Annotated in this window: 20 protein-coding genes and 1 other RNA gene; 3 read left to right on the top strand and 18 right to left on the bottom strand. The window is 43.6% G+C overall.

Annotated features, from left to right (window positions below; all coding sequences use genetic code 11):
• The 6 genes from PAN94_RS09770 to PAN94_RS09745 form a co-directional block, all read right to left on the bottom strand.
• The coding region (locus tag PAN94_RS09770; RefSeq protein WP_285875656.1) for a MiiA motif-containing surface protein at positions 1 to 3,455 on the bottom strand (3,455 nt) is incomplete at its 3' end.
• Between the two features lie 388 nt (positions 3,456 to 3,843).
• On the bottom strand, positions 3,844 to 5,316 hold the full coding sequence (locus tag PAN94_RS09765; RefSeq protein ID WP_285875655.1) for a cell division site-positioning protein MapZ family protein: 1,473 nt from the start codon (positions 5,314 to 5,316) through the stop codon (positions 3,844 to 3,846).
• 12 nt (positions 5,317 to 5,328) lie between these two features.
• The gene (locus PAN94_RS09760) at positions 5,329 to 6,483 is read right to left on the bottom strand and encodes a THUMP domain-containing class I SAM-dependent RNA methyltransferase (protein WP_285875654.1); all 1,155 of its coding nucleotides are present in this window, start codon (positions 6,481 to 6,483) and stop codon (positions 5,329 to 5,331) included.
• 196 nt (positions 6,484 to 6,679) lie between these two features.
• Positions 6,680 to 7,047, bottom strand: an RNA gene (gene rnpB, locus PAN94_RS09755) — RNase P RNA component class B.
• A 14-nt stretch (positions 7,048 to 7,061) separates the two neighbouring features.
• Entirely contained in the window at positions 7,062 to 7,406 is a 345-nt protein-coding gene (gene gpsB, locus PAN94_RS09750) for a cell division regulator GpsB (RefSeq protein WP_048763716.1), read from the bottom strand.
• 71 nt (positions 7,407 to 7,477) lie between these two features.
• Entirely contained in the window at positions 7,478 to 8,005 is a 528-nt protein-coding gene (locus PAN94_RS09745) for an SLOG family protein (RefSeq protein WP_048791824.1), read from the bottom strand.
• Between the two features lie 67 nt (positions 8,006 to 8,072).
• Between PAN94_RS09745 and recU the strand changes: the two genes are divergently transcribed.
• Positions 8,073 to 8,678, top strand: coding sequence for a Holliday junction resolvase RecU (recU, locus tag PAN94_RS09740; protein ID WP_048791825.1), 606 nt, complete (start codon positions 8,073 to 8,075; stop codon positions 8,676 to 8,678).
• Positions 8,671 to 10,827: a penicillin-binding protein PBP1A gene (gene pbp1a, locus PAN94_RS09735; protein WP_285875653.1), complete on the top strand. Its 2,157-nt coding sequence runs from the start codon at positions 8,671 to 8,673 to the stop codon at positions 10,825 to 10,827. Before recU ends, pbp1a begins: the two co-directional genes overlap by 8 nt.
• A gap of 80 nt (positions 10,828 to 10,907) precedes the next feature.
• Here the strand turns inward: pbp1a and pepC are convergent, their stop codons facing one another.
• The 10 genes from pepC to secA form a co-directional block, all read right to left on the bottom strand.
• Positions 10,908 to 12,254: an aminopeptidase C gene (pepC, locus tag PAN94_RS09730; RefSeq protein WP_285875651.1), complete on the bottom strand. Its 1,347-nt coding sequence runs from the start codon at positions 12,252 to 12,254 to the stop codon at positions 10,908 to 10,910.
• A gap of 82 nt (positions 12,255 to 12,336) precedes the next feature.
• On the bottom strand, positions 12,337 to 12,891 hold the full coding sequence (locus tag PAN94_RS09725) for a GNAT family N-acetyltransferase (protein ID WP_048763721.1): 555 nt from the start codon (positions 12,889 to 12,891) through the stop codon (positions 12,337 to 12,339).
• A 47-nt stretch (positions 12,892 to 12,938) separates the two neighbouring features.
• Positions 12,939 to 13,763 carry an NAD(+) synthase gene (nadE, locus tag PAN94_RS09720; RefSeq protein ID WP_285875649.1) on the bottom strand — a complete coding sequence of 275 codons (825 nt, stop codon included), beginning with the start codon at positions 13,761 to 13,763 and terminating at the stop codon, positions 12,939 to 12,941.
• The gene (locus PAN94_RS09715; protein ID WP_285875647.1) at positions 13,760 to 15,220 is read right to left on the bottom strand and encodes a nicotinate phosphoribosyltransferase; all 1,461 of its coding nucleotides are present in this window, start codon (positions 15,218 to 15,220) and stop codon (positions 13,760 to 13,762) included. Before PAN94_RS09715 ends, nadE begins: the two co-directional genes overlap by 4 nt.
• Positions 15,221 to 15,534: 314 nt before the next feature.
• Positions 15,535 to 17,574: an ATP-dependent DNA helicase RecG gene (gene recG / locus PAN94_RS09710; protein ID WP_285875657.1), complete on the bottom strand. Its 2,040-nt coding sequence runs from the start codon at positions 17,572 to 17,574 to the stop codon at positions 15,535 to 15,537.
• Positions 17,575 to 17,580: 6 nt separating this feature from the next.
• Positions 17,581 to 18,687, bottom strand: a complete 1,107-nt coding sequence (gene alr / locus PAN94_RS09705) for an alanine racemase (RefSeq protein WP_285875645.1) — start codon at positions 18,685 to 18,687, stop codon at positions 17,581 to 17,583.
• On the bottom strand, positions 18,677 to 19,039 hold the full coding sequence (acpS, locus tag PAN94_RS09700; protein ID WP_045498572.1) for a holo-ACP synthase: 363 nt from the start codon (positions 19,037 to 19,039) through the stop codon (positions 18,677 to 18,679). Before acpS ends, alr begins: the two co-directional genes overlap by 11 nt.
• 198 nt (positions 19,040 to 19,237) lie before the next feature.
• Positions 19,238 to 20,275: a 3-deoxy-7-phosphoheptulonate synthase gene (locus tag PAN94_RS09695; RefSeq protein WP_285875643.1), complete on the bottom strand. Its 1,038-nt coding sequence runs from the start codon at positions 20,273 to 20,275 to the stop codon at positions 19,238 to 19,240.
• A gap of 1 nt (position 20,276) precedes the next feature.
• A complete protein-coding gene (locus PAN94_RS09690; protein WP_285875642.1) occupies positions 20,277 to 21,308 on the bottom strand; it encodes a 3-deoxy-7-phosphoheptulonate synthase in 1,032 nt (343 codons plus the stop codon).
• 16 nt (positions 21,309 to 21,324) lie between these two features.
• Positions 21,325 to 23,844: a preprotein translocase subunit SecA gene (gene secA, locus PAN94_RS09685; protein WP_005591073.1), complete on the bottom strand. Its 2,520-nt coding sequence runs from the start codon at positions 23,842 to 23,844 to the stop codon at positions 21,325 to 21,327.
• Positions 23,845 to 24,073: 229 nt separating this feature from the next.
• On the opposite strand from secA, the gene queG reads away from it, so the two are divergent.
• Positions 24,074 to 25,198 (top strand): tRNA epoxyqueuosine(34) reductase QueG, encoded by a 1,125-nt coding sequence (queG, locus tag PAN94_RS09680; RefSeq protein WP_239193028.1) that lies wholly within the window; start codon positions 24,074 to 24,076, stop codon positions 25,196 to 25,198.
• A 78-nt stretch (positions 25,199 to 25,276) separates the two neighbouring features.
• Here the strand turns inward: queG and PAN94_RS09675 are convergent, their stop codons facing one another.
• Entirely contained in the window at positions 25,277 to 25,993 is a 717-nt protein-coding gene (locus tag PAN94_RS09675) for a YebC/PmpR family DNA-binding transcriptional regulator (RefSeq protein WP_045498557.1), read from the bottom strand.
• Between the two features lie 417 nt (positions 25,994 to 26,410).
• On the bottom strand, positions 26,411 to 26,874 hold a 464-nt coding region (locus tag PAN94_RS09670; protein WP_285875641.1), incomplete at its 5' end, for a mucin-binding protein.

Raw genomic sequence — 26,874 nt, 5'->3', positions numbered from 1 at the left:
GACTGGCTTGCGCTCAACGAAGCTGAAGCGCTCGCACTTGTTGAAACGGATTGGCTCAAGCTTACTGATGCTGAAGTGCTTGTGCTTGCTGAGACTGACTGGCTCAGGCTTACTGATGCTGAAGCACTTGCACTTGTTGAAACGGATTGGCTCAAGCTTACTGATGCTGAAGCACTTGCACTTACTGAGACAGACTGGCTTGCGCTCAATGAAGCTGAGGCACTTGCACTTGTTGAGACTGACTGGCTCAAGCTCAGTGATGCTGAAGCGCTATTGCTCAATGAGGCAGATTGACTACCACTCAACGAAGCGGAGGCGCTCTTACTTAGTGAAACTGATTGACTCAAGCTTACTGATGCTGAGGCGCTTGTGCTTAATGAGACGGATTGACTACCACTCAACGAAGCTGAAGCACTATTACTCAATGAGACTGACTGACTCAAGCTCAACGAAGATGAAGCACTATTACTTAATGAGACGGATTGACTACCACTCAGTGACGCTGAAGCACTCTTACTTAGTGAGATGGATTGGCTACCGCTCAGTGACGCTGAAGCACTATTACTTAATGAGACGGATTGGCTACCACTCAATGAAGTTGATGCACTCTTACTTAGTGAGATGGATTGGCTGGCGCTCAATGAAGCAGCGCTCTGACTCACTGAGACAGACTGACTACCGCTCACTGAGGCCGAAACACTATTTCTCGCTGAAACCGAGCGGCTGGCGCTCATCGATGCCGATTGGCTATTGCGCAAGGAAGTAGACAAGCTCTGGCTAGCAGAAACTGAACGGCTGGCGCTCGTTGAAGCCGACGCACTCGCTGATGTACTAGCACTTACTGAGGCACTGGTTGACTGTCTTTGACTTAGACTAGTTGAAGTACTGCTACTCTTATACTCACTATCAGAAAGTTTTACAGTGAACGTATCCGTAGTCTTATCTTTATAGATAATGGTAACTGTTCCATTGTTACTAATAGTAAAGGAATCAATACGTTTTTCCTGCTTATTGTTTAGTTTCTCAACAGCCGCCAATATACGAGTTTTTTCTTGAGGTTTTAATTCAGAAACATTCTCTACTTGGAAGGTTTCGGTCGGTGCTACCCCTTCCATAATATCTGTCAGTCTACCTTGCACAATACGGACATTACCTGGCGAAGCATTTCCTGCACTATTTTTATTCCCAGCCTTATCCGTTGCTACTGCATTACGTTGCCAACTATTTCTACCATTTTTATCGTACTCTAGATTATCATTCAAATGAGCTCTTACTGTAATGCGAGCTGGACTAGCAGTAGTCGCTGTGATATTCCCCGTTAAATGATCTACTGTTCCCGTCCCATATTTATTATCTTCAAAGAAATTATTTTTAAGGGCTGAACCATTTGCATCTTCATTTGAAACAATCTTAAATTCTGATAATTGCCCGCTATTATCTGTAGCAGTGAAATTAATTTGAATATCATCTCCTGCGTACACAATATAGTTGCCGTTTACAGGTGTTAGAGTTTGACCGTTACGAGTCACCGTCGCACTTGGAACTGGAACAGCATCCACATTAGCTGGGATAACAGTTGTAGTATTATCACGGTAGGTAATGGTAATATTCCCATTTTCAGCTACCGAAATCGTTCCGGTTACGCCATCTTTCGTAAAATCACTACCAGATAAAAGCGACTGGTTTTTTTCTTTAAATTTTTCAAGTACTTGATTGCGTTCACTTACAGTCAAAGAAGAGGGATTCTTAACAATAACAGTATCCCCACTAACTGGGGTGTGGCGTTCGTTGAAGCCTTTGATATGGAAATTCGTACGTGCTGTAGCAGTCAAGCCATGAATATCTGTTACTGTGTACTCCAGAACATAGGTACCAGGCTTATAGGGTTTCCAAGTTCCGTTTTCACGACCCACCGTCCCTATTATGTTAATAGTGTATGTTTTTTGACCACCTGTTTTATTCCCCCTTTGATCATAGATATATAGATCTCCAAATTCCCCTTTCTTGTTAGTTGGATAGTTCGGTGCTTTTAAACCTGTAATAATAGCATTGGATGGGGAGGCCGTGATTTTAGCCATCCCTTTATCATCATTCAGTCTTATCTGAAAATTATTGATTGCTTCATCATTATAAATTGTGATAGTAGATGGCATAGAGATTGTAGGTGGATTAGAAGCCGCACGTAGGTGTGCCCCTCTAGTAATCACTGTCCCATTTCGTACATCGCGTACACCAGAATTAGCCGCAAAAACAGCATTAATAATCGAATTACGTGCTAAAGTAGCTTTTTGCACTACTGTTGTTAAATCACTAGTCGGATCAGCTAGGGCCTTTTCAATTTCTGTTAGCGCTGCATTGGCCTTAACAAGAGCTGAATCCGTATTTGGCAAACCAACTGCTTTTGCTAGATAGTCACCTATTTCAGCTGAAAGATTGGTCAACTTCCTACGGTTTTCTTCTTGTTGTTTAGCAGTGACAGACTCTTTTGGTGAAGTGGTCACGGTCTTATCTACCGTTTGACTCTTCTCAGCTTGCTTAAGCTCGTCCTTGCCTTGGGCTTGGTTCTTATCAGCTACCACACCAGCTGCTAAGTTGTTGCTGGTCGCGAGGGCTTGGCTATTGCTCAAACTAGCACTAGCTACACTTTGTCCTGCACCAGATGAAACAAAGCTATCAGCAACATTGACTCTGACGTCCAGTGAGACAGAATTAGAAGCTGAGACGGAAGCATCAGCTACTGATGCGCTAGTTAGCACTTTATCCTGTTCTAGAGAAGTTGTATTGTTAGCACTTTCTAGCTTAGCGGGCGCTTTGCTTTCTGATACCTTTGTAGCAGGCTCAGTACTCGCTGATTTGCTAGTTAAGACTGAATTGCTAGCAGATACAGACCGGCTGATAGACGTTGAGTTACTAGCGGAAACTGATTGACTGAGCGATTGACTAACAGACTGGCTAGTCGAGATGCTAAGAGAGACTGACTCACTTGTAGAGACAGAAGCGCTGACTGACTGAGCGGCTGAAACAGAGGCTAACTCAGAAGCTTGTTCTGCTTTTGCTTTTCGCATTTCCGCTTGCGCTTGAGCAATGATCGAATTTGTACTTGCTTCTGCTGCTTCCTCATTGTCCTTGACTTCAGCTGAGACAACTGCTTTATCAGTAGATTCAGATATTTCATCTGCATAGACAGACTGCTCCTGAGTCACCATTAGCCCCGCTGCCCCAGCGGCTAATATCCCTCCCAGGCCTGCAAGAGTATTGAGGCTCAGATGGTCGTGATCAAGCTCTTCAGTATCTGACAAGCTGCTCGAGACAACTTCTCCCATTCCACCAATACGAAAGAGGTCGAGTTGAGAATTTGAAGCTTTTACCCAATTTTTCCCAGACTTATAGAGCTTATATCGCTTCTTTTCGTCAATAATCTCGAAATCTTTGTTATATTTCTTACTTCGAAACATCCTTTTCCTTTCCTTTTCCAACATGCCAGTTTTTGTTAATCTCATGACCATTAGCAAAGAAACTGACTTATTGCATGCTATAGTTTATAAGCAAAAATACACACTTTTTTACATTTTTATGCTAGGTGTCCTAATGCTCCAAGTAGTATTTTAACAAAAATAAGACAAGAATTCAATCTATTGAAATCTTCATTTATTGAAAATAAGCTTGATAAATCAAGCTATTTTAAACTATCTATATTAACCTAGAGATTTAAATTATAGATTATTATAGGAATTATCAATAAGTAACTATTTATACAAAAAAGCTAGACGGCTAACCCAAGATACTTGGCTCAGATCCGTCTAACTTTTTTATATATTTTGAATGGATTAGTGAGAAAGATGATTAATAATCCAAATCTTCTGCATACCCAGCTCCATTCCCTACAAAGTAGCCTGTCTTACAGTTCATACTAAATAGATAAGTACCATCTGGTTTATAGAGATTGTAGTAGCCATTCCCCTTGACAATATTAACCTTTTCAAGGATGAACTGATCTCCTGTAATGTAGCCGCGCTCTCGAGACACCTTGAGGATTGTTTCCAAGACACCTGGATTGAAGGTCCAAGCAGGATTATTGACATCATCAATCGCTGCTTGATTGTAAGGCACACGGCTAAGGTGGCGCTGGAGGTTAACTCCTGCACTTGGCAGTCCGATACCAGTTTCTGCATTTCTAATGCCACTAGGATCACTAGGCGCAGGATTAACAGCTGGCGGCGTTGATGGTGCGGCTGGCACTGTTGGTGTTGTTGATGGCGCTGACGGTTCCACTGTTGGACTAGGCGCTGGTGCTGGTAGCTGCTGACTGCGTCCTTGAGCAATAGCCGCCTTCAAGACCTCATCCAACTTGCTATTACCTGTCGATACATCTGGAAGATTAGCGTTTTCTTTCACTTGGGCATCTGTCTTCAAGAGACCATCAACGATAGCACCTGTGTTAAATTGTGAATTGACACTTTGGATAGCAGAAATTTGCTTAACAAGATCATCATACTTCTTCTTAGCAGCTGTATATTCTGAGCTGCCAGTCAAGACATCTAACTTAGCCTTCAGCTTATCCAAATCACCAAACTTGTCATTTTTGATAGCTGTCTGACTGCCGTCAGTAAAGAAGCTGGCATAAAGCTCTTCAAATTCTTTAGCAGCCTCTTTCTTAGCTTCACTGGAACTTGCAGATTTCTTTTTGCTAGAAGAAACGGTCGAACTGGAACCAGTTGTCGACTTGTGACTCCCCCAGCCTTGATGAAAATACCAAGTCGTTCCAGCGGCAAGTGCTACAAGACTTAAGGCCGAGTATAGGAAGCCTTTCTTCTTGTAGAAAGGTTTTGTCTCAGGCTCGTCCTCATCTTCAAACACTGTCGGAACTGGATTTGATACCGGCTTTGTTGCCGGGATGATTGGTGCTTCAGCTGCAACTGTTAGCGCTGGTTGTGCGGCCTTTGTAGCCTCTACATTTGCCGAGTTTGCAGCTTCTGCTTTCACTGGCTGCACCGAAGGTAATGGCACATTGGCAATATTTTCCTTCGCCTGAGACTGACTCTTAAGCTGTTTGATGGTCTCTTGTATCAAAGCTTCTTTTTGTTGTGCCAGCTCTTCCATGATTCTCAGCTTTTGGGTTTCAAATTTCCCAGCCTCGATTTCATCTCGGTGTTGCTTGATGTATTTATCAAGGATATTATCTCCTTCAGTCACACCAGCTTCGACTTCCTCGTTTTTCCGAGCAGCCTGACCGACCGTCATTTCTTTCGCATTTTCTAAGTCAAGAACGGTTTCCTTTGATTCTTGCTCTGTTGGCATCTTTTCTTCTTTACTCACAGCATTTCCTTTCTAATCTAGTTGTCTTTTGACCCTTTGGCCAAAGTATTGATATAAATCAACTTTTAAAGTACCATTGTAAAGTTTTCGCTTTTTATCCGCCTGACTGCCATATTTGGCTTCAAAGGCCTCATCACTGGTCAAGATAAATTTACTCCAGGTCTTCAAGGGAGCAAAGGTTTCTCCCATTTCTTGATAGAGCTTGGTCACAGCATCATCGTCTAATAAACGCTCGCCATAAGGCGGATTGGAAATAATGACGCCATTGATCTTGTCCGTATGAAGGTCTTGCAGACGCATTTGCTTAAATTGAATCTGGTCAGCAACACCCGCTTCTTCTGCATTTTTCTTAGCAATCTCTACCAGACGAGCATCCAAATCGGAACCTGAAATATCCAGCTGGATGTCTTGGTCAATCTGAGCTAGGGCCTCTGCCCGAAGCTGACGTACCAAGTCCTTGTCTACCCAATTCCAGTCTTCAAAAGCAAAGGAACGGTGCAAACCTGGCGCCATCTTCATTCCAATCATGGCCGCTTCGATACAGAAGGTTCCTGATCCGCAAGTCGGATCAATCAAGGGTTTGTCTGGATACCAGTTTGACAAAAGTAAAATCGCGGCTGCCATATTTTCCTTGATTGGCGCTCCGCCTTTTTCTGTCCGATAGCCACGTTTGAACAAGCTAGATCCACTGGTATCAATCATGACCGTCACTAAATCTTTCAAAATGGAAACTTCAATCTTAAATTCTGCTCCATTTTCCTGTAGAGGAACCCCTTCTGGACGAGCATAATGTTTTTGCAATTTTTTCACAACTGCTTTTTTTGAAATGGCTTGAACACTAGGCTCATTATGTAGTTTTGACTTGACACATTTGGCTTTAGAAATGGGAAATTTGGCACCTAAGGGTAGATAATTTTCCCAATCCAAGGCAAAGACACCTTGAAAAAGTTCCTCAAATGTTTTGGCTGGAAATATTCCCACAACAATCTTAATCCGATCTGCTGAGCGTAGCCAGAGATTGGTTTGAATGATGGTAGCCATGTCGCCACTAAAGCGAACACGGCCATTTTCAACCTGACAATCTAGACCCAAATCCCGAATCTCACGGCCAACCACAGCTTCCAGACCTGCCGCTGCAGTAGCAATTAAATTAAATCTTTCTTTCATTTTTTCTTACTCTATCAATTTCTGATTGGCTATACTCTAAAAGCTGGCCTCAGCTAGAAAACAGAATACTCTTGCTTGACGATCCTCTTGAGAAAAGCTTTGCTTTCCTCATTTTATCCCTTCAGCTCACTTCTGTCAAAGGGAATCTATACCTTAATCAAAAAGCTAGCATACGCTAGCTAACCTATGTGCAATTTTCTATAAGCCATGTTTTGTTCCAGAAATGACTAGGTACCATCTCCTTCGATAATCATCTGTCTACTGTTTCCAGTCAGAATGCTATGTTCGTTTCCACGCATTCCGTGCCCCGACCAAAGTTTGGGTTGCTAGCTTGAGGGGTTTACCGCGTTCCACTTCTTCTGTTTCCAGAAGAACTACGTCACTGTGGCACTTTCAGACCTATTCAGACTTATCTAAAGACTTAGCCTTTTCAGTCGCCGTAACGGATTGCTCCGTCCCTAGGCTTATTGTTTCGCCTAGCACAAACACTACCAGCATCACAGCCGGTGCTAGCATGGACTTTCCTCATGAAAATATTAAATCTTCACGCGATTATCCAAAAATTGCACTCTGCAACATTATTGCTCTTCGCTGTCCAGAATCTGTTTGCCAAAAACTTCCTTTTCCAAACGGCTTAAGCGTTTCAAAATATCGAAGTTAGTCGCTGTTCCCATCTGTGGCATCTCAATTGTTGGTTGAGCTGGCTGACTAGGCGCGGAAGGAGTAGGAGTTTCTTGATTCGATACTTGTTCCTTCAGAAGGGTAATCTCCTCACGCAACTCCTTTACCAAGGCTGCATAAGTTTCATAATCCTTAATCACATCATCTAAAAACTCATCCACTTCAGCCTTGCTATATCCTCGCACTTCACGCTTAAAGTCTTGATCAAAAATATCTTTTGCTGTATAAATAATACTCGCCATGCTCTCACTCCAATCTAGTTTATCATATCCAATTATATACGAAATCACCTATAAAAAGCAAGATTTATACCCTACTTTTCCGAAAAAATTTCTGCAACCTCATTCAAATCATCAAATGTTAATTTTTTGATAAAATACTGTTCTTGATTCTTCATCTCCCTGTAAAGATACTTAAGATTGGTCTCATTTTCCTCATCGTAAAACAGGTAAGCCCCGTCCGTATTTTGAAGCAGAAATTGGTTGTACTCGCGAAATTGACTCGGATTTTGATAGCTAGGATAAGCATATTTGACAAAATCTACTTGTTTAAAATCTGCTAGTTTAGCCTGATTTCCTTCATTCCAATTTTTTCCCTGATCCTCGAAAAGAAAAATCGTCGCAATCTTGAAATTATAATCTTCTCTTAATTCCTGAGCAACTTCCAAAACCCAAGCTTCAAAACCTAGATTTCCCGTAAAGATGAGCCACTCCAATCCTTCATCCAGCAGGCGCTGCAAATCCCGTCTGACCGCTTCTTTGATGATCTTGATGCGCATGTCTTTCTCATTCATGATGCCAAGTTCAAAAGCCTTATACCCTACAATTAATAGACTTGTCATTTATTCTCCCTCAAAAAATATTTTTATGATATAATAGAGTGATGTTATTGTACCAATAAGGAGTTTTATGGTCAACTACCCTCACAAGCTAAAGATAAAAAGTAAACTAGCCCATCCAGGTTCAAAGACGGCTGTTAACTTTGCCAATCGTGGGATGTCTTTTGAGAAGATGATCAACGAATCCAACAACTACTACTTGAGTAGGGGACTCGCTGTCATTCATAAAAAACCGACACCCATTCAGATTGTCAAAGTGGACTATCCCCAACGCAGTCGCGCAAAGATTGTGGAGGCCTACTTCCGACAGGCATCCACGACCGATTATTCTGGCGTCTTTAAGGGACATTATATTGATTTTGAAGCCAAGGAAACACGGCAAAAAACGGCTATGCCTCTAAAGAATTTCCATCTACACCAGATTGAACATATGGAAGCTGTCCTTCAGCAAAAAGGAATTTGCTTTGTCTTACTGCACTTCTCTAGCTTGCGGGAGACCTATCTACTTCCGGCATCTTATTTGATTACATTTTATAAGATGGATAAAGGCGGAAAATCCCTCCCTTTATCTTACATTCAAGAACATGGATTTTTAATCGAAACAAAGCAATTTCCAAGCATCCCTTACCTTGAAATTATCGAACAAAAACTACTAGGTGGTATCACAAATGAATAAACAAACCCTTTTGCAGGCCTTAAAATATCTTGCAACTGCCCTCTTATCTCTCTTTATTATTGGAGTTGTGAGTGGCGTTCTTGTCTTCACATACTATGTCGCCAAGTCTCCTACCCTCTCTGAGAAGGACCTTGTCGCAACAACTTCAAGTAAGATTTACGATAGCGATAACAATCTGATTGCGGACCTCGGTTCTGAAAAGCGGGTCAATGCGTCAACAGACCAAATCCCTACACAGCTAGTAGATGCTATCGTTGCGATTGAGGACCACCGCTTCTTTAATCACCGTGGAGTTGATTTCATTCGGATAGGAGGAGCCTTCCTAAGCAATCTGAAAGGAGGCGGACGTCAAGGGGGATCTACCTTAACCCAGCAGTTGATCAAGTTGACTTATTTCTCCACTTCCTCAGCAGATGCTACCCTTTCTCGGAAAATCCAAGAAGCATGGCTGGCAACTCAACTCGAACGCAAGGCTACCAAGCAAGAAATCCTGACCTACTATGTCAATAAAGTTTATATGTCCAATGGAAATTACGGGATGCAAACAGCTTCCCAAAGTTACTATGGCAAAGATTTGAAAGATTTGACCCTTCCTCAGATTGCCCTGCTTGCAGGAATGCCTCAGGCTCCTAACCAATATGACCCTTACACAAATCCAGAAGCTGCCACTCAGCGTCGGAATCTCGTATTATCTGAAATGTATGAACTCAAGTACATCTCACCAGAACAATACGAACAAGCTATCAATACCCCAGTAACCGACGGCTTACAGAGCTTGAAAAATTCAGCTAGCTATCCTGCCTATATGGATAACTACTTAAAAGAAGTTATTGAGCAAGTCGAAGAAGAAACTGGCTACAATGTCCTTACGACTGGTATGGAAGTTTACACCAACGTTAATACCGAAGCACAGAAAAAATTGTGGGATATTTACAACACGGAAGAATATGTTGCTTATCCAGATGATGAACTGCAAGTGGCATCAACTGTTATGGATATTACCAACGGGAAAGTCATTGCCCAACTGGGTGCTCGCCATCAGTCTTCCAACGTTTCTTTTGGTACCAACCAAGCAGTCGAAACGAATCGCGACTGGGGTTCTACCATGAAACCAATCACCGATTATGCCCCAGCCTTGGAATACAATGTTTTCACTTCCACTGCTGCCTCAATCCAAGATGCTCCTTACTATTTCCCTGGAACCTCTACTCCTGTCTATAACTGGGATAAACGCTATTATGGCTGGATTACTATCCAATACGCTATCCAAGAATCCCGTAACGTACCAGCCGTCAAATCGCTGGAAGCAGTCGGATTAGATAATTCATTGAAGTTCCTCAATGGCCTTGGTATTAATTACCCTGAAATGCATTATTCTAATGCGATTTCAAGTAATACAAGCGAATCTGGTAACCAATACGGAGCAAGTAGCGAAAAAATGGCTGCCGCTTACGCTGCCTTTGCTAATGGCGGTACATATTACAAACCGCAATACGTCAACCGAGTTGTCTTTAGCGACGGTACAGAAAAAGTCTTTTCAAATGGCGGATCAAAAGCCATGAAAGAAACGACAGCCTACATGATGACAGACATGATGAAGACCGTTCTTCAATCTGGAACTGGTACCAATGCTGCAATTCCAGGAGTCTATCAAGCAGGTAAAACTGGTACTTCCAACTATGCAGATGATGAACTAGAGAAGTTGACAAAACCTTACTACAGTTCTAGCATTGTCACACCTGACGAGCTATTTGTTGGCTACACTCCACAATACTCTATGGCTGTTTGGACCGGTTACTCAAACCGCCTCACTCCTGTTTTAGATGATGGAGTTAAGGTGGCAACCGATGTTTACCGTTCTATGATGCTCTATTTGACAGGCTACAGCAATGAAGACTGGACACCACCAAGCGGACTTTTCCGTAGCGGATCCTATCTCTATCTCAATGGTACTTCTACTTACAGCCGCGCTTATACCCAATCATCTTCAAGCTCTACTTCTGAGTCAAGCTCAGAATCTTCAAGTCAAAGTACGAGCGAATCTAGCGAAGAACATAGTAGCACCAACTCTAGTTCCCAAACAAGTTCAACAAGTTCTGGAACAACCAGCAGCTCAACTAGTTCTAACCAAGGAGCTGAACATCGTTAAACTAAAAAAGATTGGATTTCTAAAATCCAATCTTTTTTATGTTTAAATAAATCAATAGCTTTCTGCAATTGCTCATCCTATCAAATCATTTCGCCATTAGCAAGAGCTCCCATTGGATCCCACGGTGCTAGGACAATTGGCTCTGCATTGTAGGCTGCCAACTCTTCTGGAGTCAAGAATTCTTTTCTGACTACGATTTGGTAAGTGTACTCATCCATCCAAGCGTCGCTGGCGACAAAGTAGCCCTTATCTCCAACCTTTTCACCCCAAGAATTTTCTACCTTCCATTTTTTAGCTTGGCCCTTTTCATCCAAGTCTACTCCAGCCAATACCATAGCATGGGTCATAAGGCTCTCGCTGTAATCAAGACGACCTGCTTTATCTTGAGTCAACTGGATATCCATACTAGAGGTTAAATCATGCATACCTGCTTCCATGATACCAGCCTTGCGATTGCTGGATTGACCCACATCAGAGCCAAACCAAACAGTCTCACCAGCCTGCATCTGTGCAATAGCCAATTCCTTGAGACGTTTCATTTCTACATTCAAATAGCGAACAGGTTTACTGCCGACGACATTGCCCAACATCTCGACTGTGTATGACTTGCCATAAGGTTTATCGGCCGTTGGCGCATTGATAATTGACACATAGTCATCCAGCTTGAGGTCAACATATTTTTGGTAAAAGGCCCGCGGAGTCAAATCAGCTTCCCTATGGTAATTACCGTCCTTGTCTCGATATGCAAAGTCAAATTTCCGAGGCGGTAAGCCCAACGACATCGCTAAGAAGTTGAAAATTTCCTGTAGCAAAGTTTCTTTCTTAGCTTGTAGACTAGCTTCATCCGCACCATTCAGGGCCAGCTCACGCAAGATTTGCGCATCCTGACGCAAGAGTTTATTGAGCAACTGATTGAGCTCACGGCTATTGCTGGAGGAAATTGACTCTGGATAGACTGACTTAGGCACGACGCCGTATTTCTCAAAAAGTGCCACGACCATATCCCACTGACCGCCATCCTGCTGAGGCGTGTCTAGGAGAAACTTGACCTTGCGGCTAGTTAAGTCTTGGTCAGCCGTTGCCAAAACCTGCTCCAAGAACCAGTTGGACTTTTCATACTTATCCCAAAAGAAGGTATGAGCCTGAGAGAGCTCAAAATCCTCCAATTGGAAACCTGCAATCATCTTGTGGCGGAAGGTATTGAGAGCTGCAAACATCCAGCAACGGCCAGAAGCCTTCTGGTCGCTGACCTTGTCTTTGGTGAGATCCAGTGAGAAAACAGGTGCATTTTCTACAGCAGCAGTCCGTTTTTCCAAAGAAGTCAAAAGACCATTGTGGCTAATAGCATTTTCCATTGCCGCATACTTGGGGTTAGTCTCATAAGCAGCGTACAACTTATCTGTAAAATCTTGTTTTAATGAATTCATAGAGTCCTCCTTGTCATTATACATCTATTATAGAACTTTAAAAAAAGAGCGCAAGTGAAAAAGTTAGGCAAGCCTAACTTTTTTATTTCAAATCTGATTTTAGGATCCCATAGACGGAAAAATCTTTGACTTGTCCTTTATGAAATACAGCCTGACGGAAAGTACCTTCGTAGCTCATGCCAGCTTTAGTCATAACACGCCCCGAAGCTGGATTGGCTGTTACAAATCTTGCTGTGACACGATTGAATCCTGCGTCTTTCAAGAGGTAGTTCAAAACAGCTTTCAAAGCTTCTGTCATCAGCCCCTGCCCCCAATAGTCTTTACTTAGAATATAACCGACCTCGCAAGCATTAACCGTATCATCTCTATCCACCACGCTGATGTCTCCAATGACAGAATCAGGATTTTCTCTTAGGCAGATAGCCCACTTGTAAAAATCCAAGTTTTGATAATTCTCAACCCAGCGAGCAATAGACTGTTGGGTAACATCAGGACTCTCATGAGCATCCCAGGTCACATGCAGCAAATTATCCGGACGAGAAGCCCAGTTGTCATACATAGCTTGAGCATCCGATTCCAGAAAAGGTCTTAGCAAAAGACGTTTGGTTTCAATAGACTGTGTATCTGTCTTTTTCATAGCTTCCTCGTTTCTTGGCTCAGACTAAAAAGTTTCGAGAGAAATTTTCACTTCCAGAATTCATCAAAAATTGTAATCGGCAAATGCCGTTTGTGCTGGCCCTTATGCCACCAAGACTCGATCGTTTCTTGGGCTTGAGCCGAAACGGACTTGCCTTCGAGATAGTCGTCAATTTCATTATAGGTCACGCCTAGAGCAACTTCATCGGCAATCCCCGGTTTTTCTTCTTCTAAATCAGCTGTCGGTACCTTTTCATAGAGGGCCGGATCAGCTCCTAAGGCAGCCAGAAGCTGCTTGCCTTGACGCTTATTGAGACGGTAAAGTGGTAAGATATCTGCTCCGCCGTCCCCAAACTTGGTGAAAAAGGCCGTAACATTTTCTGCTGCGTGGTCGGTCCCAATGACAGCCCCACTATATGAACCAGCCAAAGCATACTGGGCAATCATGCGGCTGCGGGCCTTGATATTGCCCTTGTTAAAATCAGAGACTTTGGCACCCGTTGCTTCTACAGCCTTTGTCATGGCATCAGCAGATTCCTTGATATTGACTGTCAGACTGACATCAGGCTGGATAAAAGCTAGAGCCTTTTGGGCATCATCTTCATCTGCCTGAACACCGTAAGGCAGGCGGACAGCGATAAAACGATAGCCATTATCGCCTGTCTCAGCTCGCATTTCCTCTACAGCCAGCTGAGCCAAGCGGCCAGCCAAGGTTGAGTCCTGACCACCAGAAATGCCCAGAACATAGCTTTTCAAAAAAGGATGCTTTCTTAGATAAGCCTTGAGAAAGTCGACCGACTTTCGGATTTCTTCCTCTGGGTCAATGACGGGCTTGACACCTAGTTGGCGGATGATTTCTTCTTGTAGGCTCATTTTTCTGCTCCTGTCTGGTAGGCTTTCTTGCGCATCTGGTCAATCAAGTCCATCTTATCCTGCCAAATATCACGCGCCAAATCGACCGGATAATCTTGTGGATTGAGGACCCGCTTGTACTCGTCCCAAAGTTTGTCAAATTCTCGGCGGGCATAGTCCTGAATCTCAGACAGACTTGGCAAATCGTAGACAAGCTGACCTTCTTTATAAATATCCACCAAGAGTGGCACTGCATCAAAATTCTTGACTATTTTATTGATATAAGTATAAGTCGGATGGAACATTTCGAGCTCTTCCTGATGATTGACATCCACACCATCATAAGTGATGTAGTCGCCCTCAGACTTGCCTTTTTCACGGCTGGTAATCCGCCAAACCTGCTTCTTGCCCGGAGTCGAAACCTTTTCAGCATTGTTGGAGAGCTTGATGGTATTGCGCAAGTGCCCATTCTCATCTTCAATCGCGACAATCTTGTAAACAGCACCCAGAGCTGGCTGGTCATAGGCTGTAATGAGCTTGGTTCCCACACCCCAGACATCAATCTTAGCCTTTTGCATTTTTAAGTTGAGGATGGTATTTTCATCCAAATCATTGGAAGCGTAAATTTTAGCATTTGGGAAGCCCGCTTCATCTAACTGCTGACGAACTTTTTTAGAAATATAGGCCAAGTCTCCAGAATCGATCCGTACACCCAAGAAATTGATTTTATCCCCAAATTCACGCGCTACACGGATGGCCGTAGGAACCCCGATCCGAAGGGTATCGTAGGTATCTACCAAGAACACACAGTCCCGATGAGTGCTTGCATAAGCCTTGAAAGCCTCGTAATCATTGCCATAAACCTGCACAAGTGCATGGGCATGCGTCCCTAGAACGGGAATATCAAAGAGCTTGCCTGCCCGAACATTGCTGGTACCGTTGGCTCCACCGATAACAGCGGCCCGCGTACCCCAAATCGCTGCATCCATTTCTTGAGCACGACGGGTACCAAACTCCATCAACGGCTCATCTTCGATCACAGAGCGGATGCGAGCTGCCTTGGTCGCAATCAAGGTTTGGAAATTCACGATATTTAAAATAGCTGTTTCTACCAACTGACATTGAGCCAGCGGCCCTTCGACCTGAACAATCGGTTCATTGGCAAAAACCAAATCTCCTTCTTTAGCAGAACGCACGGTCAGCTGCATCTTGAAATCGCATAAATACTCTAAGAAAGCTCCATTATAGCCCAAAGACGCTAAATAGTCCAAATCCGTCTGACTGAATGTCAAATCATTCAGATAAGCCACAATCCTCTCTAAGCCCGCAAAAACGGCATAGCCATTATTGAAAGGATTCTTTCGAAAATAAACTTCAAAAACAGCACGCTTATTATGGATACCTTCGTTGAAATAAACCTGCATCATATTGATTTGATATAAGTCTGTATGTAAAGTCAAACTGTCATCTGGAAACATAATTGAGCTCCTTTAATCATAGTTATTCTATATTATAACATAAATTGTAAGAAAGCCTTGATTAAATAGCAAAATACCTCCAGAATTTCTTCCAGAGGTATCTTCTTTTATCTTTCACTTGGAAATATTAGATTCCATAAGTCTTGTTCACGCGGCGCATCTGTTTGAATTCTTTTTTATAGGTTACTTTAACTGCTACTTTCATTTTTGCCACCTCGTTTCTTTTGATGCTTTTATTATAGACTTCAAAGCTTAAGGAAGGCTTAGAATTTTCTTGCAGAAAGCTTAAACAAATACATCCAAACTTTATCTCGCTAGTCCAGATAATCGCGTTTTTCGAGATGCAGGGATACCAGGTGCCAATTGGCATCCTGTCGCCAGCTAGGATTGGCAACGATTTGGCTGGCTACCTTGCGCGCTTCTTCCAAAATGGGATAATCCTCCACGATGTCCGCCACCTGAAACTCTGGAATACCAGACTGGCGGGTCCCAAAAATTTCACCAGAACCACGCATCTTGAGGTCTTCCTCAGCCAGAACAAAGCCATCTGTCGTCTCAGTCATGATTTTCATGCGTTTCTTGCCAGACTCTGTCTTGGGATTGGCAACCAGAACGGCATACGATTGCTTATTTCCCCGACCAACTCGTCCCCGCAGCTGATGAAGCTGGCTGAGTCCGAAGCGGTCGGCATCCATGATAACCATGATGGTTGCATTCGGAACATTGACGCCGACTTCAATGACTGTGGTTGACACTAGAATATCCGTTTTCCCATCCTTGAAGTCCTGCATAATGGCCTCTTTTTCGTCATTTTTCATGCGGCCGTGAAGGAGAGCCACTTGAGCCTGATTGGCAAAGTAGGCCTTAAGTTCTTCCTCTAGAGCAATCGCGTTTTTCAAGTCCAAGGCCTCTGATTCCTCAATCAAGGGAGAAATAAAGTAGACTTGGGCACCCTTGGCCAGCTCTTTTTTCATCCAGTCCAAGACCACTTCCAACTGCTCGTGCTTGACCCAGCGAGTGATAATAGGCTTGCGGCCAGCTGGCATCTGGTCGATGATAGAGACATCCATGTCACCAAAAGCGGTAATAGCCAAAGTCCGAGGAATAGGCGTGGCCGTCATCATGAGGACGTCTGGATTATTTCCCTTTTCCCGCAAAATCCGACGCTGGTCCACCCCAAAACGATGCTGCTCATCAATAATGACCAAGCCCAGTCGATGATAGACGACCCCTTCCTGAATCAAGGCATGGGTGCCGACCACCATATCTACTTGCCCCGACTCTATTGCAGCTAAAGTCTCTCTGCGTTTAGCGGCTTTCATACCGCCAGTTAGGAGGGCCAAATTCAGCTCAGGAAAGAGCTGAGTCAGGCTATCCAGATGCTGCTCAGCCAAGATTTCTGTCGGAACCATCAAAGCCGACTGGTAACCTGCCGTATAGGCGGCATACATAGCCAAACCAGCCACCACGGTCTTACCACTGCCAACATCTCCCTGCAGGAGGCGGTTCATGTGACCAGACGATTGCAAATCACTGAGAATTTCTTCCAGACTCCGCTCCTGAGCTTCCGTCAGAGAAAATGGCAAGGCAGCCTTCTTTTGAGCCAGCATTTTTTCCTGCCAAGGGATAGCCAGTCCCTGGCTGACATCCTTGGTCTCATGCTTCAGAACCTGCAGCTGCATCTGAAAATAAAAAAGTTCTTCAAACTTGACTCGACGCAAGGCCTGCTTATATTCCGCCAAATCCTTGGGAAAGTGCATGGCACGCACGGCTTGAATCCGCCCCAAAAGCTGGTAGCGCTCCAGAAGGATCGGGGGAAGATTTTCCTCCAATAACTGATCTAGACCTTGGTCAAAGGCCGCCTTAATCAGTTTAACTAGACTGACCTGACTAATCCCTTGGGCAACTCGATAAACTGGCTGCAAGTCGTCTTCAACCTGAGCTAACACCTTCATCCCCGTTAGACTAGCCTTGGCCTTATCCCATTTACCAAAAATAGCCACCGTTGCTCCCAGCTCAATCTTATCTGCCAGATAAGGCTGGTTGAAAAAATTGACTGCAATCGCGACTTCTCCCTGCTTGATCGTAAAACGCATGCGATTGCGCTTGTAGCCATAATACTGAACATTAGCTGGAGTCGCGACGATCCCAGAAATGACCGCCTTTTCCCCATCCTCTAAGTCGAGGAAATTCTTGCTCTTAAAGTCCTCATAGCGAAAAGGAAAATAGAGCAGGAGATCCTGTAGGCTCTCAAGGCCTAATTTTTTAAATTTTTCAGCCGATTTTGGCCCCACTCCTGGCAGGACTGTCAAAGCCTGATGCAGATTCATCCTGTCTCCTTTCCTCTTCTTGATTGTCTTTTACTTTTTATACTCTCTCGGTACCCTGTCGCTGATTAAGCAGACTACTTCATAATTGATCGTACCACGCTCTTCTGCCACATCCGTTGCTGTGATAAGCTCGGCGCCGCTCTGACCAATCAAGACTACCTGCGTTCCCAAAGGGTAGACTTGAGGTAGACGCACTGTGATCTGATCCATAGAAACCCGACCGACAATTGGACAGCGCTGACCATCGATCAAGACATCAAAGCCCTGCATGTCGCGGGTCCAGCCATCAGCATAACCCATAGGAATGGTTCCAATGATTTGCTGACTATCACTGGTATAGGTCGCCCCATAGCCGACATGGGCACCCGCTTGAATTTCTTTGACGTGAACCAAGGCAGATTCTAAACTCAGAGCTGGTTTGACCTCATAAGGCAAGTCCAGCACTCGTCCGCTAGGATTCAGCCCGTAAATAATATCTCCCAGCCGAACAGCATTCATAATCGTTTCACTATGCCAAAGAGTTGTGGCAGAGTTACTAGCATGCACAATCGGCGGCAAGAAAGCTAACTCACTCAAAATCTCTTTAAAGCGACTTAATTGAGCTACAAAATGACTCGCATCTCTTTCATCAGCAGTTGCAAAATGAGTGAAAATTCCTTCTACCACAGCTCCTGCTGCTTGCAAGCGGCTAATTGCTTGCTGGGCTTCTTGACTATCACGGAAGCCAATGCGTCCCATGCCTGAATCAATCTTGATATGAACAGTCAAGCCGGTCAGATTAGCTTGCTGGCTCAAGAGCTCCTCCAGCCAAGCTAGGCTGGCTACCGTCAAGGTAATCTGTTGCTGGATCGCTAAAGACACAGCCTCTAGTGAAGAAACACCCAAAATAAGAATGGATTTAGCAATGCCAGCTTCTCGTAGTTCTAGGGCTTCGTCAATATTAGACACACAAAAACCATCTACAAGCGGCTGAATATACTGAGAGACAGGAACCGCACCATGTCCATAAGCATTGGCCTTGACTACTGCCCACTTCTGGACCGACTGGGGAATATGAGCCGCAATTTGCTCAACATTAAATGCAATAGCAGACAGGTCTATGACTGCTTTAGTGGGTCTATGTAGACTAGCTTTCATTGTCTTCCTCCAAAATCACACTGGCGGTCACCAGATTTCCAGCATGACTGATTGATAGCCATACCGAACCAGCAAAGGGAGACTTACTAAAATAGGGAGCCCCCTTATCATCATTTAAAATTTCCAAATCCTGAAAAGTCACAGGGCCAATACCGGTCCCCCAAGCCTTGGCAAAGGCTTCTTTAGCTGACCAGCGACCGGCCAAATATTCCAGCTTGCGCTTGCCCTTTAAGGAGCCAAACCGAGCCAACTCCTGAGCTGTCAAGATTTTCTCAGCAAAGCGCTCATTCTTCTCGTAGGCCCGACCAATGCTGGAAATCTCTTCTATATCTATTCCGTGTCCTCTTATCATACTTCTATTAGGAATACGAAGCAACGCCCTTCTCCCAAGGAGATTGAAAGAAAATCTAATTTCGACAAGGCAAACCGATGAGAATGACACTGAAATGCATCAAAGAGGTTTAACATCATCAAAATTAGATTTTCGTAGAGTATGAGCTTGCCTATATTCATTAGTAGACTTCTAGCAAAGCCTCCTAATCCTTTCTATTTAAGCTTCTTTTTCTAAGGTATCATAGATTTCCTGAATGAGCTCTTCTGTCTTGTCCCAGCCCAAGCAAGGATCGGTAATAGACTTGCCAAAGACTTCTGGCTCATTCTGGCGGCCATCCTCCAAATAGGACTCAATCATGAATCCACGCACAGCCTTCTTGATTTGCTCATTCCAAGCACAGTTGATCAGAGTCTGGCGGATAATCCGGATCTGCTCCAAATACTGCTTGCCAGAATTATCATGGTTGGTATCAATCAGGATAAAAGGATTGGAGAGTTTCATTTCTTCATAGCGTTTGATCACATCCAGAAGATTTTCGTAATAGAAGTTAGGCTTGTTCTTACCGTACTCATCTAACGCACCACGCAAAATCACATGCGCAAGAGGATTTCCTAACGTTTCTACTTCCTGACCATGATAAAGGAAGATTTGCTTATTCTGAGCAGCATAGACGGCATTAAACATGACTCCAAGATTGCCAGATGTTGGATTTTTCATACCAACCGGAGCGTCAATGCCAGACGCTACAAAGCGATGTTCTTGGTCCTCAACCGAACGAGCACCTACGGCATGGTAACTGACCAAATCATCTACCAGCACTAGATTAGAAGGATAGAGCATTTCATCAGCAGTGGTCAAGCCCGTCTCAGTAATGACTCGGTAATGAAGCTGGCGTACTGCCTTTAGTCCATTGATCAAGCTTGGACTTTTTGAAGTATCTGGCTGGTGAACGAGCCCCTTGTAGCCGTCTCCATTGGTCCGAGGCTTGGCTGTATAGACCCGCATGACGATAAAAATCTTATCTGCCACTTTCTGCTGTAGGTCGGCTAACCGGCGAGCGTACTCCAGTACCGCCTCTTCATTGTCAGATGAGCAGGGACCAATAACCAAGAGCAAGCGTTGATCTTCCCCCTTGATGATGGCGGCTAACTCCTGATCACGCTGATTTTTCTTTTGTAGAGCTTGGTCTGACAAAATCGTTGCAGACTTGATCTGCTCGATGTCAATTTCCTGACCTTTTTCTATAAATGCCATATTATTTACCTAGTGTATCGTATATCTCATGGACAAGCTCGACTGTCTTGTCCCAGCCTAGGCATGGATCTGTGATAGACTTGCCAAAGACTTCTGGTTCATTTTGTCGGCCATCTTCCAAGTAAGATTCAATCATAAAGCCACGAACAACCTTCTTGATTTTATCATTCCAGTCGCGGTTGATCAAAGTCTGACGAACAATACGGACTTGCTCCAAATACTGCTTGCCAGAGTTGTCATGGTTGGTATCAATGATAATAAATGGATTTTCTAATCCCATTGCTTCATACTGGGCGATTGTGTCCAGCAGATTATCATAATAGTAATTCGGAATGTTCTTCCCATATTCATTGATGGCACCGCGCAGAATCGCATGAGCCAAAGGATTTCCACTCGTCTCTACTTCCCGATTGGCAAAGAGGAAGCTCTGTTTGTTCTGAGCCGCATAAATGCCATTAAACATGACATTTAGATTTCCAGATGTTGGATTTTTCAAACCAGTAGGAAAATCCGCTCCACTGGCTACAAAGCGGTGCTGCTGATCTTCAACAGAACGAGCACCGATCGCCATATAGGAAATCAAATCATCTACTAGGGGAAGATTTTCTGGATAAAGCATCTCGTCAGCCGTCGTCATTCCAGTTTCTGAAATCACGCGGTAATGCAGATTGCGAACCGCCTTAATCCCGTTGATTAGGCTAGGTGCCGCTGTCGCATTAGGCTGATGAATCAAGCCCTTGTAGCCATCACCATTGGTCCGTGGCTTAGCTGTATAAACCCGCATCACCATAAAGATCCGATCTTTGACTTCTTCCTGAAGAGCTGCCAAACGCTTAGCGTATTCCAAGACAGCTTCTTCATTGTCTGAGGAGCAAGGGCCGATGACCAAAAGGATGCGGTCATCCTCACCGCGGATAATAGCTTCTAGTTGGCGATCTCGTTTTTGCTTACGAGCCAAAATAGAACCTTCTAACTTAGCAAGCTGACGCACTTCTGCTACATTGATTGGTTGACTAGTTGCTTTAAAGGTCATCTTCTCTCCTTATAAACTACTTCTTGCGGCCATGACAGTTTTTAAATTTCTTACCTGAACCACATGGACATAAATCATTTCTTTTTACAGAGGATAAATCAACATTTTTTGGAAGATTTGGGTTTTGGGCAGCAATGTTTCGAGTAGCTGTCGTACTGATACTGTGCTCTGTACGTGGACGTTCTTGCTCATGGATCTGTGCTTTCATCATGAGACGAGTCACATCAAACTCGATAGAACCGATCATATCATTAAACATCCGGAAACCTTCTGCCTGATATTCAACAACTGGGTTGTTCTGAGCATAGCCACGAAGCCCCACAGCCTGACGCAATTGATCCAAGGCGTCGATATGATCTGTCCATTTATTATCTACAACACGTAGGATCAGCACTTTTTGGAACTCTTGAACTGCTTCTTCATCACGAAGTTTAGAAACCTGATTGGCATAAACTTCAGAAGCTCGCTCCATCAAGTAATCTTTAATCTCTTGATTTGATTTACCTTCTAAATCATCAGCTGAGATAGAATCCTCTGCTACAAGGTTATATTTAGCAAAATTCAGAATCGCTTCTATCTTTTCATCATGATCTGAATGACTGCTGCCATCCACAATCCGATTAATCGTCCGACGGATCATAGCATGGATTTCTGGAGCCAAATCACGATCTGCTGTGATGACATCATAGCGTTGAGAATAGATGATTTCACGTTGTTCGCGCATGACATCGTCATATTGGAGGACTTGCTTCCGAGTATCGTAGTTGTTTCCTTCAACCCGTTTTTGGGCTGCTTCCACCTGACGCGTTAGCATCCGAGACTTGATGACAGACTCTTCTTCGCTAAGATTCATCCGGTCAAGCAAGGCCTTAATACGCTCTGAACCGAAACGTTTCATCAGATCATCTTCGAGAGATAGGTAGAATTGTGATTCACCTGGATCCCCTTGACGACCTGAACGTCCACGAAGCTGGTTATCAATCCGGCGGCTTTCATGGCGCTCTGTACCGATCACACAAAGTCCGCCCAGTTCACGCACACCTTCACCTAGCTTAATATCGGTACCACGTCCAGCCATGTTGGTCGCGATGGTAATAGCACCACGTTGACCAGCATTCATGATAATCTGTGCCTCTTTATAGTGGTTTTTAGCATTCAGAACTTCATGAGGAATTCCCGCCGCCACTAATTTTTGAGAAAGATAGTCACTCGTGTCAACCGATACTGTACCGACCAAGACAGGTTGACCTGTTTTGTAGCGTTCCTTGACGTCTTCCACGACTGCTTTAAACTTCGCTTCCAAGCTAGGATACAGCAAATCTGGATGGTCAATACGTTGGACAGGACGGTTAGTTGGAATTGGAATTACGCGAATATTATAAATTTCACGGAATTCTTCTTCTTCTGTCTTACCAGTCCCTGTCATCCCTGACAGCTTTTTATACATACGGAAAAGGTTCTGGTAAGTAATCGAAGCAGATGTCTTTGATTCTTCTTGGATAGGCACAGCTTCTTTTGCTTCAATCGCTTGGTGGAGTCCATCAGAGAAACGACGGCCCTCCATTGTACGTCCAGTAAATTGGTCAACAATGAGGATTTCCTGCTTTTCGCTCACGACATAATCCACATCTAAGGTCATAATATAGTTAGCACGTAAGGCATTGTCGATAAAGTGCGTCAAAGCAACATTCTCAAGGTCGTATAGATTTTCTAAGTTAAAGTAACTTTCAGCCTTGTCAATACCAGAATCTGACAAACCAATCGTCTTAGATGGAATATCAATGATATAGTCATCTTTTTGAAGTGTTTTCACAAAGCTATCCGCTCTGTAATAAAGCTGATTCGTATCAGAAGCTGTCGGTCCTGACACGATCAATGGTGTACGCGCTTCGTCAATCAAGATAGAATCCACCTCGTCAACCAAGGCATAGTTAAGCGGACGCTGTACCATATTTTCAGCCCGAACCACCATGTTATCGCGCAGGTAGTCAAAACCAATTTCAGAGTTGGTTGAGTAGGTGATATCACAAGCATAAGCTTCTCTTTTTTCCATTGGTGACTTAGATGCTAGGTTGATACCAACAGAAAGTCCCAACCAAGAATAAAGTTCACCCATTTCAGTCGCATCACGCTCGGACAAGTATTCATTGACTGTAACAACGTGAACTCCTTGACCAGATAAGGCATTCAGGTAAACAGGCATAGTCGCTGTCAGGGTTTTCCCTTCCCCCGTACGCATTTCTGGCACATCACCATGGTGAAGGACAATCCCCCCCATAATCTGAACCTTATATGGGAAAAGACCTAAGACACGCTTAGCTCCTTCACGGACAACTGCAAATGCTTCAAACAAAAGTTGATCTAAAGTTTCACCATTAGCATAACGTTCCTTAAATTCAACCGTTTTTGCTTGCAATTCTTCATCGGTCAAGGCTGCCATTTCGTCCTCATAGGACATGACCTTGTCCGCCATCTTTTCTAATTTTCTTATTTCACCTTTATCATTTTCGATGATTTTTTTTAAAATATTAGCCATTTTATTCCTTACTCGCTATGTTCTGTTTATAAATGTTTCCTCTCATTATAGCATGTTTCCCCATATCTTTCAAGAAATAATCCATTTAGTAATTGGCTTAAAAGGCTGTCATTTCTCAATTTAAACACTTATCTGCCTAACTTTTCTTGAACTCAAATTTGCTAAATTATCATGGTTTTCACGAAGTAGTTTCTCGCATAATTCTCATAATTTCGATATAATAATAGCAATGAATATCAAAGAAGAAATTATCAAATTATCAAAAGACATTGGCATTTCTAAAATTGGCTTTACGACAGCGGATGACTTTGACTATCTGGAAAAGTCGCTGCGCTTGGCCGTAGAAGAAGGCCGAAATTCAGGATTTGAACACAAGAATATTGAGGAGCGAATCAAGCCCAAGCTGAGTTTGACCTCAGCTAAGACCATCATCTCTATCGCAGTCGCCTATCCCCACAAGCTCAAGCAGCAGCCACAAAAAACAGCCTACAAACGAGGAAAATTCACTCCCAACAGCTGGGGACTGGATTATCACTATGTCCTACAGGACAAGCTAGATCGGCTTGCAAAGGGAATTGAGGAGTTAACTGCCGACTTTGAATATAAAGGCATGGTAGATACAGGAGCCTTGGTCGACACCGCTGTAGCCCGGCGAGCAGGAATAGGCTTTATCGGAAAGAACGGCTTGGTTATCTCCAAGGAATTTGGTTCCTACATGTTTTTGGGTGAGCTCATTACCAATCTGGACATCGAACCTGACCAACCTGTCGACTATGACTGCGGAGACTGCAATCGCTGCGTGACGGCCTGTCCTACCTCCTGTCTCATTGGCGATGGGACTATGAACGCCAAGCGCTGCCTATCTTTTCAAACCCAAGATAAGGGTATCATGGATCTAGAATTTCGCAAAAAAATCAAGACAGTCATCTATGGTTGCGATATCTGCCAAATCTGCTGCCCCTATAATAAAGGCTTGGACAATCCACTCGCAACTGATATCGACCCCGAACTGGCCCATCCAGAGCTCCTGCCGTTCTTGGAACTTTCTAATGGTCAATTTAAGGAAAAATTTGGCCATATAGCAGGTAGCTGGCGGGGCAAAAACATCCTGCAGCGCAATGCCATCATTGCTCTAGCCAACGCCAATGATCGCTCTGCTATTCCCAAACTACTAGAAATTATCGATAAAGGGCAAAATCCTATCCATATCGCTACGGCCATCTGGGCTCTCAGTCAGCTAGTACGCGAAGCCAATCCTGAAATGATTGAGATGATTCTCGCTGTGAAAAATCCCACAGAAGCTATCAAAGAGGAACAGGAACAATTCCTAAAGAAATTCCACTTAACTAACTGAAAATAAATACAGTCTGATTTAGAAACTGCCTTAGAACGCAGCTTATACTAAATCAGACTGTATTTTTATATTGTTCAATTAGAAGCCATCTACGTTGGTGTAGATTTTTTGGACATCTTCATCGTCTTCAAGGACGCTATACAATTTTTCGAAGGTTTCTAAATCTTCTCCTGTTAATTCCACTTCTGACTGAGGAATCATTTCCAGCTCTGTCACTTGGAATTCTTGGATGCCAGATTCACGCAAAGCTACAATTGCTTTATGTAGATCAGTTGGCGCTGTATAAACTGTGATACTTCCTTCTTCAGCCTCTACATCGTCCACATCTACATCTGCTTCTAAAAGCAATTCAAAGATGCTGTCTGCATCATCACCAGCAAAAACGATAACACCTTTATTATCAAAAAGATAAGATACAGAGCCGCTAGCTCCCATGTTTCCGCCATTTTTCCCAAAGGCTGCACGGACATTGGCCGCAGTTCGGTTAACATTCGAAGTCAATGTATCAACGATTAACATAGAGCCATTTGGCCCAAAGCCTTCATAACGACCTTCTGTAAAGGTCTCGTCTGTATTTCCCTTAGCCTTGTCAATCGCCTTGTCAATAACATGCTTTGGAACTTGCGCTTGCTTAGCGCGATCAATAACGAACTTAAGGGCTGTGTTCAACTCAGGATCTGGTTCACCTTTTTTCGCTGCTACATAGATCTCTACACCGAATTTAGCATAAACTTTTGAGTTTGCGCCGTCTTTAGCTGTTTTCTTAGCTACAATGTTGGCCCACTTACGTCCCATTGGAATTTCTCCTTTAACTATTCTACAATTTTAATCTTCCTTATTATAACACAGGAAAGGAGAAAAATCATCCAACAAAAACAGGAAAATCCCCAATTCCCTAAAATTATCTGCTGAAGTACAAACTAAAGATAGAAAAAATTAGGGCACTAGTTCCTTATACATTTTAGAATACCGAGATCAGTCATTACATTCTCTCGATAATAAAATGAATGATGCCACTAAATTCAAGGTGATGCTCCTTCATTCTCCAGTAAATCTCCTATTTTACTGGAATCTTCTCTCATTTCTTACTACCAAAGTCTGCTAATCAAATAAATAAAAAATCGATAACTTCGTAAAGAAGTTATCGATTTTTGCGAGCTGTTAACTAACCGTCCACAACTCTTCAGTGATTACTATCCAAGCTAGAAAGAATTAATCTTCTTCTTTCAATCTTGGTTTAATCAAGCTGACACCTGCGAGTGTTGCAACAATTCCTAAACCAAGCACTGCTGCTGAAGATGATTTCTCACCTGTATTTGGCAGAGCAGTAGTTCCAGGAACTTTCGGTTCCACTGGCTTGTTCGGTACTTGTTTATTTGGTACCGGAGCTGGAGTTGGTGGAACAGGTTTCGGTTCTGGTTTTGGTTCTGGTTTTGGTTCCGGAGTTGGTGTCGGTGTAGGTGGAACTTCTACCTTCTTGTAAGTTACGACTTCATCAGCTGGTTTAGCTGAGTCTGCTGTAACCTTCACATCTGCTACGCTAGCTTTATCCGCTACGTAACCCTTGATGTCTGGTGAAGTTTGTCCCTTGATCACGTCATCTTGTGATGTCCATGGGCCTTTTTCTACGATCGCTTTCGTTACGACGTTGATCTTCAGAATACGCGTGAATTTAG

The organism is Streptococcus sp. SC1, from assembly GCF_030272855.1.
GTDB lineage: Bacteria > Bacillota > Bacilli > Lactobacillales > Streptococcaceae > Streptococcus.
Note: the sequence above shows the minus strand (reverse complement) of the source record. Positions and strands in the feature narration are given on the sequence as shown.

Excerpts from the sequence above, each read along its gene's own strand:
- pbp1a (WP_285875653.1), top strand. The coding sequence starts at position 8,671 with ATGAATAAACAAACCCTTTTGCAGGCCTTAAAATATCTTGCAACTGCC.
- PAN94_RS09745 (WP_048791824.1), bottom strand. The coding sequence starts at position 8,005 with ATGACAAGTCTATTAATTGTAGGGTATAAGGCTTTTGAACTTGGCATC.
- nadE (WP_285875649.1), bottom strand. The coding sequence starts at position 13,763 with ATGAGCCTACAAGAAGAAATCATCCGCCAACTAGGTGTCAAGCCCGTC.
- recU (WP_048791825.1), top strand. The coding sequence starts at position 8,073 with ATGGTCAACTACCCTCACAAGCTAAAGATAAAAAGTAAACTAGCCCAT.
- queG (WP_239193028.1), top strand. The coding sequence starts at position 24,074 with ATGAATATCAAAGAAGAAATTATCAAATTATCAAAAGACATTGGCATT.
- alr (WP_285875645.1), bottom strand. The coding sequence starts at position 18,687 with ATGAAAGCTAGTCTACATAGACCCACTAAAGCAGTCATAGACCTGTCT.
- secA (WP_005591073.1), bottom strand. The coding sequence starts at position 23,844 with ATGGCTAATATTTTAAAAAAAATCATCGAAAATGATAAAGGTGAAATA.
- PAN94_RS09675 (WP_045498557.1), bottom strand. The coding sequence starts at position 25,993 with ATGGGACGTAAGTGGGCCAACATTGTAGCTAAGAAAACAGCTAAAGAC.
- PAN94_RS09695 (WP_285875643.1), bottom strand. The coding sequence starts at position 20,275 with ATGGCATTTATAGAAAAAGGTCAGGAAATTGACATCGAGCAGATCAAG.
- PAN94_RS09715 (WP_285875647.1), bottom strand. The coding sequence starts at position 15,220 with ATGTTTCCAGATGACAGTTTGACTTTACATACAGACTTATATCAAATC.
- pepC (WP_285875651.1), bottom strand. The coding sequence starts at position 12,254 with ATGAATTCATTAAAACAAGATTTTACAGATAAGTTGTACGCTGCTTAT.
- acpS (WP_045498572.1), bottom strand. The coding sequence starts at position 19,039 with ATGATAAGAGGACACGGAATAGATATAGAAGAGATTTCCAGCATTGGT.
- PAN94_RS09760 (WP_285875654.1), bottom strand. The coding sequence starts at position 6,483 with ATGAAAGAAAGATTTAATTTAATTGCTACTGCAGCGGCAGGTCTGGAA.
- PAN94_RS09725 (WP_048763721.1), bottom strand. The coding sequence starts at position 12,891 with ATGAAAAAGACAGATACACAGTCTATTGAAACCAAACGTCTTTTGCTA.
- PAN94_RS09690 (WP_285875642.1), bottom strand. The coding sequence starts at position 21,308 with ATGACCTTTAAAGCAACTAGTCAACCAATCAATGTAGCAGAAGTGCGT.
- gpsB (WP_048763716.1), bottom strand. The coding sequence starts at position 7,406 with ATGGCGAGTATTATTTATACAGCAAAAGATATTTTTGATCAAGACTTT.